15 protein-coding genes are annotated in these 14092 nt (G+C 66.1%); 8 read left to right on the top strand and 7 right to left on the bottom strand.

Annotated elements, in window-relative coordinates:
* Positions 1-263, top strand: a 263-nt coding sequence (locus ACFQ9K_RS44910) for a hypothetical protein (protein ID WP_378984571.1), incomplete at its 5' end; no start/stop codon positions are given.
* A gap of 43 nt (positions 264-306) precedes the next feature.
* On the opposite strand, the gene ACFQ9K_RS44915 is transcribed toward ACFQ9K_RS44910, so the two are convergent.
* From ACFQ9K_RS44915 to ACFQ9K_RS44925, 3 genes are all read right to left on the bottom strand, one after another.
* Positions 307-1314: an SMP-30/gluconolactonase/LRE family protein gene (locus ACFQ9K_RS44915; protein ID WP_378721786.1), complete on the bottom strand. Its 1008-nt coding sequence runs from the start codon at positions 1312-1314 to the stop codon at positions 307-309.
* Positions 1315-2326: 1012 nt separating this feature from the next.
* Positions 2327-3043: a metal-dependent hydrolase gene (locus ACFQ9K_RS44920; protein WP_378721785.1), complete on the bottom strand. Its 717-nt coding sequence runs from the start codon at positions 3041-3043 to the stop codon at positions 2327-2329.
* A 507-nt stretch (positions 3044-3550) separates the two neighbouring features.
* Positions 3551-5788 (bottom strand): serine/threonine-protein kinase, encoded by a 2238-nt coding sequence (locus ACFQ9K_RS44925; protein WP_378721784.1) that lies wholly within the window; start codon positions 5786-5788, stop codon positions 3551-3553.
* A 213-nt stretch (positions 5789-6001) separates the two neighbouring features.
* Here ACFQ9K_RS44925 and ACFQ9K_RS44930 point away from each other — a divergent pair, with 213 nt between their 5' ends.
* The 4 genes from ACFQ9K_RS44930 to ACFQ9K_RS44945 are packed head-to-tail and all read left to right on the top strand — an operon-like array spanning position 6002 to position 7793.
* Positions 6002-6460 (top strand): SRPBCC domain-containing protein, encoded by a 459-nt coding sequence (locus ACFQ9K_RS44930; protein ID WP_378721783.1) that lies wholly within the window; start codon positions 6002-6004, stop codon positions 6458-6460.
* Entirely contained in the window at positions 6457-6795 is a 339-nt protein-coding gene (locus ACFQ9K_RS44935) for an ArsR/SmtB family transcription factor (RefSeq protein ID WP_378721782.1), read from the top strand. The genes ACFQ9K_RS44930 and ACFQ9K_RS44935 overlap by 4 nt, the downstream gene beginning before the upstream one ends.
* Before the next feature lie 15 nt (positions 6796-6810).
* On the top strand, positions 6811-7254 hold the full coding sequence (locus ACFQ9K_RS44940) for an SRPBCC domain-containing protein (RefSeq protein ID WP_378721781.1): 444 nt from the start codon (positions 6811-6813) through the stop codon (positions 7252-7254).
* A gap of 53 nt (positions 7255-7307) precedes the next feature.
* The gene (locus ACFQ9K_RS44945) at positions 7308-7793 is read left to right on the top strand and encodes a GNAT family N-acetyltransferase (protein WP_378721780.1); all 486 of its coding nucleotides are present in this window, start codon (positions 7308-7310) and stop codon (positions 7791-7793) included.
* A gap of 395 nt (positions 7794-8188) precedes the next feature.
* Here ACFQ9K_RS44945 and ACFQ9K_RS44950 read toward each other — a convergent pair whose 3' ends face one another.
* Positions 8189-8326 carry a hypothetical protein gene (locus tag ACFQ9K_RS44950; protein ID WP_378721779.1) on the bottom strand — a complete coding sequence of 46 codons (138 nt, stop codon included), beginning with the start codon at positions 8324-8326 and terminating at the stop codon, positions 8189-8191.
* A gap of 210 nt (positions 8327-8536) precedes the next feature.
* Between ACFQ9K_RS44950 and ACFQ9K_RS44955 the strand changes: the two genes are divergently transcribed.
* Positions 8537-9208, top strand: a complete 672-nt coding sequence (locus ACFQ9K_RS44955; RefSeq protein ID WP_378721778.1) for a YitT family protein — start codon at positions 8537-8539, stop codon at positions 9206-9208.
* Positions 9209-9394: 186 nt separating this feature from the next.
* Here the strand turns inward: ACFQ9K_RS44955 and ACFQ9K_RS44960 are convergent, their stop codons facing one another.
* The 3 genes from ACFQ9K_RS44960 to ACFQ9K_RS44970 all read right to left on the bottom strand — a co-directional run bounded on the left by ACFQ9K_RS44960 (position 9395) and on the right by ACFQ9K_RS44970 (position 10779).
* Positions 9395-9586: a DUF1059 domain-containing protein gene (locus ACFQ9K_RS44960; RefSeq protein WP_378721777.1), complete on the bottom strand. Its 192-nt coding sequence runs from the start codon at positions 9584-9586 to the stop codon at positions 9395-9397.
* Positions 9587-9691: 105 nt separating this feature from the next.
* The gene (locus tag ACFQ9K_RS44965; protein ID WP_378721775.1) at positions 9692-10126 is read right to left on the bottom strand and encodes a hypothetical protein; all 435 of its coding nucleotides are present in this window, start codon (positions 10124-10126) and stop codon (positions 9692-9694) included.
* Positions 10123-10779 carry a hypothetical protein gene (locus tag ACFQ9K_RS44970; RefSeq protein WP_378721774.1) on the bottom strand — a complete coding sequence of 219 codons (657 nt, stop codon included), beginning with the start codon at positions 10777-10779 and terminating at the stop codon, positions 10123-10125. The genes ACFQ9K_RS44965 and ACFQ9K_RS44970 overlap by 4 nt, the downstream gene beginning before the upstream one ends.
* Positions 10780-10890: 111 nt before the next feature.
* Between ACFQ9K_RS44970 and ACFQ9K_RS44975 the strand changes: the two genes are divergently transcribed.
* Positions 10891-11772: an SGNH/GDSL hydrolase family protein gene (locus ACFQ9K_RS44975; RefSeq protein WP_378721773.1), complete on the top strand. Its 882-nt coding sequence runs from the start codon at positions 10891-10893 to the stop codon at positions 11770-11772.
* 99 nt (positions 11773-11871) lie between these two features.
* The gene (locus ACFQ9K_RS44980) at positions 11872-14082 is read left to right on the top strand and encodes a molybdopterin oxidoreductase family protein (protein WP_378721772.1); all 2211 of its coding nucleotides are present in this window, start codon (positions 11872-11874) and stop codon (positions 14080-14082) included.
* The last annotated feature ends 10 nt before the right edge of the window (positions 14083-14092 follow it).

Raw genomic sequence — 14092 nt, forward strand, 5'->3', positions numbered from 1 at the left:
CGCTACAACTGCTGGACGCGCTACAACTGCTGGACGCGCTACAACTGCTGGACGCGCTACAACTGCTGGACGCGCTACAACTGCTGGACGCGCTACAACTGCTGGACGCGCTACAACTGCTGGACGCGCTACAACTGCTGGACGCGCTACAACTGCTGGACGCGCTACAACTGCTGGACGCGCTACAACTGCTGGACGCGCTACAACTGCTGGACGCGCTACAACTGCTGGACGCGCTACAACTGCTGGACGCGCTAGGGTAGGCGACCGACCAATGTCCGCATCACCCATCGCATACGGGCGATCTCAGGACGACTGGGGCACTCGCGTCACTCCGACGGCGGACTCGGTGAGACTGCCGAGGTACAGCACGCCGTCCTGCTCCGCCACGCCGGTGACCATCGCGAAGTTCGTTCCCTCGCTCTGCAAGTCGTGCACCACATTGCCCGCGAAGTCCACCCCCATCACCCAGATCGTCCGCGCCGGCTTCGGGCGCATCCACTCGGGTAGTGCCCACACCACGCGCCGCAGCATGCCGGGTAGCGGAAGGAGGCGGTCCAGCAACGGGTTTCGTGAGGTCGGCAAGGTGATCCAGACCAGACCGTCGCTGCCTAGGCTCATATTGTCGGGGAAGCCAGGGAGGTTCTCGATGAGAACGTCGCGGGTGCCTGCCTTCGGCCCCGACAGCCAGTAACGCGAAACCCGGTAGCCGCCGGTCTCGGCGACGACCACGCACGATCGGTCCGGGGCAAGTACCACCCCGTTCGCGAAATCCAGTCCGTCGAGCAACGTTTCGACCTTGCCGGACGGATCGCGACGGAACAGCCGGCCGGTGCTGGAATGCTCGAGTATGTCGCCCATGTACTCGGTCAGCGAATAGCGGCTCGATGAGGACGAGAAGTAGATGGTGCCGTCGACGTCGCGAACAACGTTGCTGGCGAACGGAAGCGGCTCGCCGTCGACCTCGTCGACCAACACCTCCAGCATCCCGTCCGGCCGCAATTGCAGCAGGCCGCGCTCGAAATCACAGATCAAGAGGGTGCCGTCCGGGTCGGCATGCAGGCCCAGTGGGCGTCCGCCCGTATTCACGAGCTCCCGCACGTCGCCGTTGGCCGGATCGATGCTCAGTACTCGCCCATCGGCAATCCCGGCGACCAGGCGTCCATCCGGCCCGAGCGCCACATCCTCCGGTCCGGTCCCCGGCAGATCGAGCCTGGCAAGGGCCGGAAGCGGTGGCGTACTACGGGTTTGGCGCGCCCGAGGGGGAGCGGGCGGCGGTGTCCAGCGCCGCGGGTTCATCGTCGTTGTGCGCACGACTCAGCGTAGCGCCGGGTTGGTGAACGTCTCGCCGTAACGGCGGGGTAGGGGAGGTGTGGGCGATGCGAGGACTGGTGGGGAGTAGGGCCGGGATGTGCCGAGTTAGCGACTGAGGCTTCTGATACGCAGATCCAGAACTCGAAGCCAGGTTTCGAGCAGCGGGTTGGCATACACGAATAAACATTGCCTTACGTAGATATGCGCATCTAAACATGTGAATCCTTTCAGCCTCAATCCCTAGAAATACGGTGGTCTCTATCTAAAGACTGCATAGAGCAGGGGAGGGAGCGCCGCCGCGAGAATCGCCCTGAGTCGTGCTTAACCCGCTGTGGGGGCCCGGTTTCGAGCTTCGCGAAGGGCGCCGCCATGAGGGCGAGGGAGTCGTCCAGCTCACGCGCCGCTGGCATCTCTGATGCAGTGCGAATAGGGCTGGTTCGTCTTGTTCGATGACGCCGAAACCTCGGACCGCTGAGGTATCCGACGCCCAGCGGTGTACCGCCGTACGTCCCGCGGCAAACCCTCGTCCCGACTTCCACCCTCGGCCGCTCGATCATCATCGCGACCGTTACCGGAACCCCATCGTCGGCACCCGGAATCCGCCGACCGCCTCGCCTCCTCATCGACGGTGACGCCGGTCGATGTGGCCTCGAGAGCCCGCACGCCTGCGAAACGCTGTGCCGGTCGGGACCGCACGAGTGCTCGGCACGCCTACGCAAACCGTCCCGATCGCCGCCTCAGCGACGGCCAGAAGGTGCCGATGTCGCGCTGCGCCGTGATCGGTGTGGCGGAGCCATCGGCGGCGCCCGAGGTCCCTACGCCTCATCGACCTCGGCCGCCAGCACGCCACCCATGCAGGCAGGGAACGGCACACCCAGATCCGCACTCCCTCTCGGGATCCGCACCGAGAAGAGCGCCAGACAGTCAGTGCGGCTCCCGAGATCTAGTGCGGATCGCAAGAGTCAGTGCGGATTCTGAGCGTTCCGCGCGGAAGCGGAGAGCGGTGGATGTTCTAGGGCTGGTGTGTGATCGAGTACCACAGCACCGCGAGGGTGCCGAGCACGAACAGCGGTGACAGCACCCAGGTTTCGAGCTTGTTCCCCGTGCGATCGATGATCGGCACCCGGGTGCGGAGCTTGAACGGCCAGAACAGGCGGCAACCGCGGTCGGTGAGGCAGTCGCCGAGCAGGTGTACGAGGGCGCCGAGGCCGACGGAGAACGGCAGCCAGACGGGCTTGTCGGAGATCCAGTGGTCCATGGCGAAGGTGCCGGCGACGGCCAGGACCACGATGGTGCCCCATGCCTCGATCCCGTCACCCGGCGGGCACAGGTGAAGCGCCCGTACCGCGAGCGCCAGGAGGAAGAAGACTAGCCCGAGGGTGAACCAGCGTCCGATCCAATGCTCGCCCGCCCACGTGCCGTAGGCGACGGCGGCGACGAAGGCGAAGGAGTGGGTGGCGTGCCGGTGGCCGCCGGAGATCCACGAGATCAGTTTGCAGAGGTAGTACGAGACCGGACCGAGCACATGCGCGATCGTTCCTTCCGGATGGTCGGCGTCCGGCAACAATGCCGCACCGGCCGTCAAGAATGTTCCGAGGAGCAGGTCGACGGGGCCGAGATGTCCTGATACACCTTGGATTGTCGGGTAGGTCAAGATCGCGACGGGCAGCGCCGCTGCTGCCCCCGACCAGGCCAAAGCGCCACTGGTCGCATGAGAATGTCCTAGCACCGGTTGAAGGTTAGTTCACCGCAGCGGCGTTCAGCGAATGCGTGTTCAGTGATCTTGTGCGGCGGTCGAATTGGGGGACAGGCAATCGGTGGCGATCGGGTTAGGCTGCGGCACAAGTGCGATGGGCGCTGTCGACAGGGGGAGGGGAGTGGATTGTGTAGGGTGCGTTGATATCTGGCCGACGAGTAGGTGCGGTGGGCAGGCCATAGCGGCGACGCCTACCGAGAACTTCGGGTACTCGTGAGGCTTCAGAGACAATGCAAAACAACATTGTGGTACCTAGACGTGCGTATATATGCATATAAACGCTATTAACTGTCCTTCGAACGAGGCAACCGGCGGTACTGAACAACAGCACAAGACAGGGGAGGGTCTCAACCACCTCACCGCACAAGTCGAAAGAACCCCGAACATCCTCGACGAACAATGGTTGCCCGTAGCCGGGCGCGCAGATCCGCGAGCTGCTGCTCGGGAACCTGAATCCGGAACGGCCGCAGCACCGTCCGGTCACGGCCGAGCGTGCGGGTTGACGATCCGATCGAGGGCATGCAGATCGGATTCGAGCGTGTAGAACACCCGCAGTGCCCCGAGGAACGCGAACAACCCGCAGACGCACAGCGCCACGATCGACGCGATCACCGTCTGCTGCTGTTCGGGATTCAGGAACGCCACACCCGCGGCCACCCCGAACAGCGGTACCGAGGCGGCGATCCCGAGATAGATCCGGCTACGCCGAGCCAGCCGGCGCAGTTGCGCCGATTCGGCGGGGGAGTTGCGCCCCGCGGCCACCAATCCCGGGTAGTACCAGCGAAGCACGAAGAACGTCACCGGGAAGTAGGTGTACACCACCGCGACCGCGGCCGCGACCAGGTGCGAGGAGATCAGGTTGAACAACAGTCCCGCGGACAGGTCCGCGATGTCGTTGAGTTTGATCAGGAACGCCACCAACGCCAGCAGCCACCCGGTGAACGCCACCGCCGCGATGCGATCGCTACACGCGAGGGTGTCCGCACGCGCTTTGGTCAACGTCTCCTCGCTGTACTGCTTGCCCTGCCGCAGTCCGTGGGGAACGAGGAACACCAGCCGGCACCAGTACAGCAGAATCGCGATGCCGACCGGATATCCGACGGCCGCGGCGATCAGCCCGAGCTTGGTCAGCTGCGCCTGCCCGTCGGGTCCGAGTTCGAGGTCGAGCAGTTTGGTGTTGTGTGCCGCGAGATACAGGCCGCCGAGCATCTGCCCGAGCGCGCTGGACAGCGTCACCACCGGCATCGGTCGCATCCGCAGTCGTCCGCGCAGGCTGCGTTTCGGCGGGTCGACCAGGTCGCGGGCGGTCCGGTCCAGGGTGAGTTCGAGGTGCTTGGCCAGATCGGCGCCGGTGGCGTATCGGTTGTCGCGGTCGGGGGACAGGCAGGTCAGCAGCGCGTGCCGGAGAATCTGCGGGCAGTCCGCCGGTGTGCTCGCCTGTACGCGCTCGTCGATCGGTCGGCGGCGCAGTTCGATCATTCTGGTGAGTGAGGTATCGGACTCTCCGATGCCGAGCTCGTCGCTGAAGGGCAGCCGCCCGGTGAGTAACTCCCACAGCACGACCGCGAGCGCGTAGAGATCGCTGCGGGTGTCGAGGTCGGCGGCGGTCGTGGCCAGGTTGGGGTGGCAGGCCTCGAGCTGCTCGGGGGACATGTACGCCAGCGAACCGCCGAAGTAGGCGACCGGGCTCGCACCCGGGATGTGCGTGCTGAAGCTGATATTGAAGTCGGCGAGTTTGGGTTGGCCGTCCGCGGTGAGCAGCACGTTGGCCGGTTTGATGTCGCGGTGCAGCACGCCGGCCCGGTTCGCGTAGTCCAGGGCGGTGGCGAGCCGGCTGCCGAGCCAGGCGACGGCCTCGGACCAGCTCAGGCGCGCCAACTCGGCACGGGTGGCGGACGGTTGCGGGGTGAGCACGCCGCCGGAGGTGACCGAGGCGTCGACCGCGTCGAGCAGCAACTGCCCGGTCCGGCGCGCGACCGGGGTACTGCGCACCAGCCGCAGCACCCCGAGCAGCGTGCCTCCCGGCACATATTGCATGTACATCAGCTTGAGATGCTGTTCTTCGATCTGCCGCTGATCGAAGACCCGCACGATGTGTTCGTGGTCGAGCTGGGCCAGCGTCTGCGGCTCGCTTCCGCGGTCGCGCGAGATCTTCACTGCGACAAGTCGTTGCATGGACCGCTGCCGCGCGAGGAAGACCCGCGCGAAAGCTCCTTGCCCGAGCGCGATGAGCAGGTCGAAGTCGTCGATGGTGGCGCCGGGCGCGATGGTGTCGAGCGCGTTGACGGCCGTGGGGTCCGAGAGCAGCGTGGTGCGGAAGTTCTCGGCGGCCAGGATGTCGGTGTCGAGCTGGGTGGCCAGTTGGGCCATCTGCGCGGCGAAGTCCTGCTCGTATTCGCTGAGGTCGAGTGCGGGGTCGCCGCCGCGGGTGCGTGCGGTGATCTCCTCGTAGATGAGGTCCGGCGGGAGCGGGGCGGCGTCGAGCTCGGGGAATTGGGCGCGATAGTCGGCCAGGCGTTTGCCGTGCTCGGTCTGCTGCCACCGATGGTGCAGGTCGACCTTGATCAACTCGATCAGCGCCGTGCGGCGCAGCCCGCCCTCGACCGGCAGGTGCGCGGCCAGGTCCGGTGGCTCGGCCGCGTCCTCCCATGCACTGTCGAATCCAACAACCAGTCGCGTCAACGCGGTCTGCGTCGCCGCCACCCGGTCCATCTCCATGTGGCCCACCCGATCAAAAATGGCTTCCCGAGCCCCCTCCCGAGAATAAACGATCATCACGGCCGTAGCCGTCGAATTACCTGCTACCGCTGGTTCCGCGGTCGGACATCGTCGCTAGGCACCGCCGACACGATGTGCAACAAAGTGTTGCGCGTAGCGGAGTCGTCGGTTAGCGTCATGCGCAACAAGTTGTTGCGAATCAGAGGAGCAAGCATGGAACACGGCCAGATCGAACGCACGATGTACGTCGAAGCCACCCCGGAGGTGGTCTACGAGGTGATCAGCAGCCCTGCCCACCTCAAAGAGTGGTGGCCCGACGACGCCGACCTCGCACCGGTCGCCGGCGCCAGCGGCACCCTCACCTTCGGCACAGGGGACGACCGAGACGTCGTCCCGATCACCGTGATCGATGCCGAGCCACACCGGCTGTTCTCCTTTCGCTGGACGCATCCGGCCGACGAAGCCGCGTCCGTCGGCAACTCACTGTTCGTCACCTTCGAACTCGCCCCCTCCGGAGCCGGCACCACGGTCCGGATGACCGAGACCGGATTCCGCGAAATGGGCTGGGAGATCGCCGTTCTGGAGCAACAGTACAACGACCACGTCTCCGGCTGGGACGCCTATCTGCCGCGCCTGGGCGAGTACGCCGTGCGCCTGGTCGCCAGCCGATGAACGGCGCCGTCGACGACGACCTGTGGTCCGCGATCGGCGACCCGACCCGGCGTCGCATGCTCGACCTGCTCCTGGCCGACGGTGAGGGCACCGCGACCAGCCTCAGCGAGCAGCTACCCGTCACGCGGCAGGCCGTCGCCCGCCATCTCGGCGTCCTCGATCGGGTCGGCCTGGTACACGGATCGCCGGAGGGCCGGGAGCGGCGCTACCGCGTCGACGACGTCCAACTCGCCCGCGCGGTAGCGCAACTCAACGCGGTCGGCTCGACCTGGGACGCCAGGCTCCAGCGCATCAAGCGGATCGCCGAAGCAATTCAACGCAGCAAACAGCAGTAGGGAAGAGATTCGACAATGGTAGATATTCTGCATCGGGTCGGGGTCAGGTCGCAGTCCGTCGACGACGTGTACGCGGCGCTGACCTCGGTCGACAAGCTGGCCGTCTGGTGGGCCGGCGACACCAAGGGGGACGCGGACGCCGGGGGAGTCATCGAGTTCCGGTTCACCGCAGGGGGATTCGATATGAAGGTGGCCGACGCGCAGCCCGGTGAACGGGTGCTGTGGGAGGTCATCGGCGGCCCCGAGGAATGGATCGGCACCCAAGTCGTCTGGGACCTGAAGCGCGAAGACGGCTACACGATCATCCTGTTCAAGCACCAGGGATGGAAGGAGCCCGGCGAGTTCATGCACCATTGCAGCACCAAGTGGGCGACCTACCTGCTGAGCCTCAAGCAATTGGTCGAAACCGGGAAGGGCGCACCGGATCCGCACGAGGTCCGCATCGGCAACTGGCTCTGATCACCCGGTATATCGCTGGATAAGCACGGACGCCGCCGCCTATGGTGCGCACCATGGAGATTCGGCAGGCCGAGGAGTCCGACTGGCCGCACATGTGGGCGATCATCCACGAGGTGGTGCGGCAGCAGGAGACCTTCACCTATGACCCCGATATGGATGAGGGGGAGGCGCGAGGGGTGTGGGTCGAGCGGCCGCCCGGGCGCACGGTGGTCGCCGTGGAGGGTGGGCGGGTGCTCGGGACCGCGAAGATGGGTCCCAACCGGGCGGGGCCCGGAGCACATGTGGCGACGGCGAGCTTCATGGTCGCCGCCGACGCACGGGGGCGCGGCGTGGGGACGAAGCTTTGCACCTACGCCTTGTCATGGGCGGAGCGTCGTGGGTTCGCCGGGATGCAGTTCAACGCGGTGGCCCAAAGCAATCGGACGGCCGTCGAGCTGTACCAGCGCCTGGGATTCTCCGTAATCGGCACTGTCCCTGGAGCGTTCGAGCATCCGGCCTTGGGTCGGGTGGGCCTGCACGTGATGTACCGCCAGTTCTGAGCCTTGGGGATGCCCAGATCGCCTCAAGTTGACATAATGTAGATTATCGGCGTAGAAACGGGCGTGGATAATCAGGTCGGCATCGGTCGAATACGTCGGTGTTTGCCGCGTTTGCGTCCCGGCGGCTCGACTCCCGGGCCTCCACCTTCGTGGGCTCATGGAATCCCGGTTGTTGTACGGCGTGGATCGTTTATCGATCTCCCCTTGGTCAGGTTTGGCGCTGATGTAAATCTTCCTGCCGGAAGCTGATTTCGGCGGAAAGTCTTGGGCGGGTTCTGGATTGGGGTCTTCGGGCTTCTCCCCTAAGGTCCGTGCCCTACCTTCAAAACGTCACAGTGACGTTTTGAAGGTAGGACGGTGGGCCTTGAATTACGTTGGACGGCAGGCAGTCTGGGTTAGATTCCGCCGTTTCCGTAGTAGCCGCCGAGGAGTCTGCGGCGGAGCTTGCGGTTCTTCTCGGCCTCGGCGGTGTTCTGGTCGGCAGACTCGGCGGGTCGCTCGTCCGGGTCGGTGGTTTTGCGGAAGATGCCCATCGTGATCCTTACCCTCGTTGTCGGCCGGTGCGTGTTGTCTGCCAGTGTGGTTCAGGCGCAGGCGATGTCGCATCGGTCATGGGTATGGGTGGTGTGCTGATTCCGGCGGCGCGGATCTCAGGGTCGGGTCCACCTTTGGGGCCAGTTGTAGAGCCAGCTCCTTTGGACTGGCTCTGTCTCTCGATGCCAGTTGTCGGACATGCTGGGCAGGTGTTGATACGTCGGCTGGTTGCGTTGTACGTCGGGCTGTGGTTGTACGGGTTGTCGATGGCGGTGATGGTGCGGGCCGGGCTCGGGCTGGATCCGTGGGATGTGTTCCATCAGGGTGTGGCGCGGCATGTGCCGCTCACCTTCGGCACGGTGACGGCGTTGACCGGGATCGCGGTGCTGCTGGCGTGGATTCCGTTGCGGCAGCGGCCGGGTCTGGGCACGGTGAGCAATGTGGTGATCCTGGCGGTGTCGGTGGATGTCGGGCTGTGGCTGTTGCCGGCCTGGGACATGATCGCGGCGCGGATCGGCGCGATGGGTGCGGCCGTGGTGCTCAATGCGATCGCCACGGTGCTCTACATCGGTGCCGGGATGGGTCCGGGTCCGCGCGATGGACTGATGACTGGACTGGTTCGCCGGACCGGCGTGTCGGTGTGGGTGGTGCGGACGTCGATCGAGGTGACGGTCTTGTCCATCGGCTGGGTGCTCGGCGGCAGCGTCGGGGTCGGGACGCTGGTCTACGCGTTCGGCATCGGCCCGCTCATTCAGTTGTTGATCCCCCTGGTGAACCGTCACTTGCCGGGATTCCAGGACAACCCGGCGATCGAACCGATCCCGGTCGTCCCCGCGACGGTAACGACAACGCGAAACGACGGACTGCTCGCGCGCGAGTGATCCGGCTCGGAGATCAACGGGACATGGCTGCGGGATTCAGCGAGTATTGCTACCGTCATGTCCCGTTGATCTTGTGCCTGCGCGGCCCCTGGGCGCAGCGGCGGACTCCCCTGCCGGTGTGATGCCGTGCAGGAACTCGTCCACAAAACGTCACAGTGACGATATGGGGGTAGTCAGGCCCCCGTATCAGGTTGCGACTTTCTCGTCTTCTAGTGATTGGCGGATCTGCTCACGCAACTCGGGTCCGTCCTCGTGCTTGTGCACCGAGACGGCGTGCTCGCTGGCAGCTCGCACCACTTCGTCTTCTTCGCCGGCGATGGTGAGCGTGCAGTTCGTTTCGCTGGGGAACTTGCGGCAGTCGGCTACTTTCCTCGTCATCGGACGAGCCTCCTGAGAGAGATCAATGGTTGCCCTCCTACGGTAGCCCTGTCGGTGATCGGTCAGGCGGGATCCGCGTCGGCAATTGACCGGCCCAGCAAATACCTAGAGTTCGGTAGATTCGCCAAGTCGCTCGGGTTCGCCGGTCTGCGTGTGCTTCCATCGCCCCCATAGGCCGCCCATGATCACCAGGGCGATCACGATCGCGCTGTGCAGCGCCCACAACGCCAGCCACGGCCGCAGGAACCCGACTTCGGTGTACTGCCCACGCTCGCCGACGCAGTACATCGAGAAGTTGGTGCTTTGCCCGTCGGAGTCGTGGAAGGTGTCGGAGACGACGATCGGCTCGGTGTAGGGCGCGGCGCAGAACAGCGGTGCGGTCAGTTTCGCTTCGCCGGGCCAGATGGCGACGGGTAGCACGGTGCCGAGTATCGCGGTGCTGAACAGGATCACGCCCAGCACAGCCAGGATCTTCCGGGCCGGGCGTGGCGGGTGGTTGTCGTCCGGTGAGTGCGCGTCGGACCGGTACTCCTCGGTCATACTCGATCCATTCGCAGAAACGTTCCGGTGCGGTCGAATTCGGCGACCATGGTGGTGCGCGGTGCGGTGACGCTGACGGAGATGCGCACCTCGTCGCCGATGCGGCTGACGATCACCGCTGAGACGTGCCCGTCGGCCACGGCGGTGCGGGTGAGCGCGGTGTCGAGGACTTCCTCGAGCCGGAGCAGGCCGGAAACCTCGCTGACGTCGAACATTTCGGAGCCGGGGTGCACGGCGGCCGAGACGTGGACCGGTCTGGGTCCGTGCAGGGTGTGGTTGGCGTAGGTGTAGTCGTCTTGTTGTTCGGGGCTGGTGGGTACCTGGATGCGCAGGTGGACCGCGCAATCCTGGGTGAAGAGGTCGCGGTTGTCGTTGCCGAAACGGGTGACCTGGGGTGGTTGTGCGAGCATTCCCCAGTTGGTGGTGCCGGTTTCGGGTGCGGTGAGCATGATGACGCCGGCGCGAATATCGGGTACGCCGAGGCGTTTGCGCAGGGTGTCGAAGGCGGTGGACGGCAGGTCGGAGACGAGTCCGCCGCCGCGGGCCTGCACGATCTTGTCGAAGTCGGCGCGGTCGACGGCGCCGATGCAGCCGGTCGTGGTGAGGAGGAGCGCTCCGAACAGGGCCACCAGGCGGGAGCGGCGGTGTGGCATGGGCTGCATCGTATAGCGCGACGGTGACCGGGGTTGCTCGCGTGGGCGGCGGGTGGATGTTAGGTTTCACCAGCGCTGGTCGTACGTCCAGCTTGGTCGGCTGGTGGAGGCATGGTGAAGACGTCGCGTGCTGTGATCGCGTGTGCGGTCGTGGGTGTGGTGGGGTTGAGTGCCTCGCCGGTGGCGTCGGCGGCGCCCGGGTTCGGTGAGTATGTGGCGCTGGGTGATTCGTGGGCCGCGGACGCGTCGTTGATTCAGGCGACCGACGATTTCGTGCCGTTGGGTTGCGCGCAGAGCCGGGGCAGTTATGCCAAGCAGGTGGCGGCCGCGTTGCAGGTTCCGGTGTTCCGGGACGCGACGTGCGGTGGCGCCATGACGAAGAACTTGACTGGGCCGCAGCACACCCCGTCGGGGGTCAATCCCCCGCAGTTCGATCGGCTCACCCCGTCGACGGATCTGGTGACGCTGGAGATCGGCGGCAACGACGCGGGGTTGGCCGCGGTCGTGCAACGATGCCTGACCGCGGACGCGTCGGCCGCTCCGTGCGTGGACGGTCTCGTGGTCGGTGGCGTGGATCAGATGTCGCTGAACATCGCCGCCGCCGAACGGAACGTCACCGCCTCGATCCACGGAATCCGGGACCGGTCGCCGCGCGCCCGGATTCTGCTGCTGGACTACTTCGAGGGCGTGGGCACCGGCCGCGGCTGCTTCCCGACGGTCCCGATCTCCGACATCGACGCGGACTGGCTGGGCCGCAAGCTGATCGAGCTCAACGCGATGCTGGCCCGCGTCGCCGAGGCGACCGGCGTGGAACTGGTCGACACCTACTCCGCCAGCAGCGGCCACGACGGCTGCCAGCCTCCCGGCATCCGCTGGGTCGAGGGCCTCGTCCCATGGTCGAGCAACCCACCCGGCCCAGCCGTCCCCTTCCACCCCAATCAGCTCGGCGCCGACCACCAGGCCCGCAGCGTGCTGGCGGCGTTGGGTAGGTAACTCCCGCGGTAAGCCCGGACTCGCGTTCCGGTGAACATAGTGGTACCTACGGTTTGCTTGGTAGCCTGGGGCAAGCGGACCGGCAGAAGGTGAAAACCGATGAGTGCTACCACTATTGCCCGGCAGTGCACGTTGTGTGAGGCGCATTGCGGAATTCTGGTCACCGTCGAGGACGCGCGGGTCACGCGGATCGAGGGCAATCCGGATGACGTGCTGTCGCGGGGGTATATCTGCCCGAAGGCGACCGCGATGGGCGGGTTGCATCACGATCCGGATCGGTTGCGTACGCCGATGCGGCGGGTCGGTGACGGGTTCGAGCCGATCGGGTGGGACGAGGCGTTCGCCGAGATCGGGCAGCGGTTGCGGGCGGTCCGCGGCGCGTACGGGCCCAGTGCGATCGGCATGTATCTGGGGAATCCGGCGGCGCACAGTTCCTCGGTGATCTACGCGGCGCTGCTGCGTGCGGTGCTGCTCACCAGGAACTTCTTCTCGGCGTCGTCGATCGATCAGTTCCCGCAGGAGTTCGTGGCGTGGCGGATGTTCGGCTCGAATGTGCTGATGCCGGTGATCGATATCGATCGCACCGATCGGCTGGTAATCCTCGGCGCGAATCCCGCGGTGTCGAACGGGTCGATCACCACGATGCCCAACGCCAAGCAGCGCATCAAGGATGTGCGCGGTCGTGGCGGGCAGGTGGTGGTCATCGATCCGCGCCGGACCGAGACGGCCCGGCTGGCCGATCAGCATGTGGCGGTGAGCCCGGGCGGTGACGTCTACCTGCTGCTGGCGATGCTGCACGTCCTGGTGGCCGAGAACCTGTGTGACGACACGGCGATTCGCGCCCAGTGCAGCGGGTGGGAGCAGCTGCGGGAGCTGGTGGCCGAGGCGGCGCCGGAGCAGATGGCGGCGCACGCCGGCGTCGACGCCGATACCATTCGCGGGCTGGCTCGTGCTCATGCCGCGGCGCCCTCGGCGGTGCTCTACGCGCGGATCGGGGTGTGTCAGCAGGTGACGGGCACGCTCACGCATTGGCTGGTGAACACGATCAACGCGGTCACCGGGAATCTGGACCGCGCCGGTGGGCAGATGTTCGCGACACCGCCGATCGATGCGGCGCGATTCGCGAAGTATCTGCCGATGGGTTACGGGGCGTGGACGGATCGTTCCGGCGTCTACAAGTCGTTCCGCACCGAGTTGCCGGTCGCGGTGCTGGCCGATGAGATCCTGACCGAGGGCGACGGGCAGATCCGGGCGATGATCACCTACGCCGGTAACCCCGTGCTGTCCACGCCGCAGCGCGGGCGGCTCGGCGCGGCGTTGGATTCGCTGGATTTCTATGTCGCCGTGGACATGTACATCACCGAGACGACCCGGCACGCCGACATCATCCTGCCGCCGATCTCGCCGCTCGAACGCGACGACGTCAACATCCTGTTCCCGGTGTTCAGCGTGCGCAACAACCTGCGTTACGACGCGCGCGTGTTCGACCCGCCGGCCGACGGGCTCGAGGATTGGCAGATCATGGCGCGGTTGATCACCGAGATGGTGCCGATGCCTGCGCGCAGGTTCACCGGGCGGGCGCTCACCGCGTTGTTCGAGCAGTTCAGTCCGGTGCGGTTGGCGACGGCAGGCGTGGCCAGCGGTCCGTACGGGGTGCTGCGGCGTGGACGTCAGGGACTCACGGTGGCGAAGGCGCGGGCCTCGGCCGGTGGTATCGATCTGGGTCCGTTGCTGCCCAGGTTGGGTGCGCTGATCGGCACGAAGGACCGCAAGGTGCACCTGGCGCCCGCGGACTTCCTCGCCGCCGCCCGCACCGTGCTCGACGACGCCCGCGCGGGCAGCGCGCTCACCACCCCGGCCGACGGCTACGACCTCAAACTCATCGGCCGACGGCACCTGCGCAGCAACAACTCCTGGCTGCACAACGTCCCCGCGATGGTGAAGGGCCGTGACCGTTGCACCGTCCTCATGCACCCCGACGATGCGGCCGGCCGCGGGCTCACCCACGGCGAACCCGTCACGGTCACCTCACCCACCGGCTCGATCGTGGTACCCGTCGAGGTGAGCGACGACATCCGCGTGGGCACGGTCGCCATTCCGCACGGATGGGGCCACCGCGAACCCGGCGTCGGCTGGACCGTAGCCGCCGCGCTGCCCGGCGCGAACGTCAATCTGCTGCACGACCCCTCGCTCACCGACACGTTCTCGGGCAACTCCGCGGTCAACAACACCTGGGTGACCGTCACTCGCGTGCCCGCGGCGACCGCCGACCACGACAGCGTGCCGGTCGAGGCCCGCGGCGCCGGCTGAACGGTGAGCT

The organism is Nocardia sp. NPDC056564, assembly GCF_042793755.1.
GTDB lineage: Bacteria > Actinomycetota > Actinomycetes > Mycobacteriales > Mycobacteriaceae > Nocardia.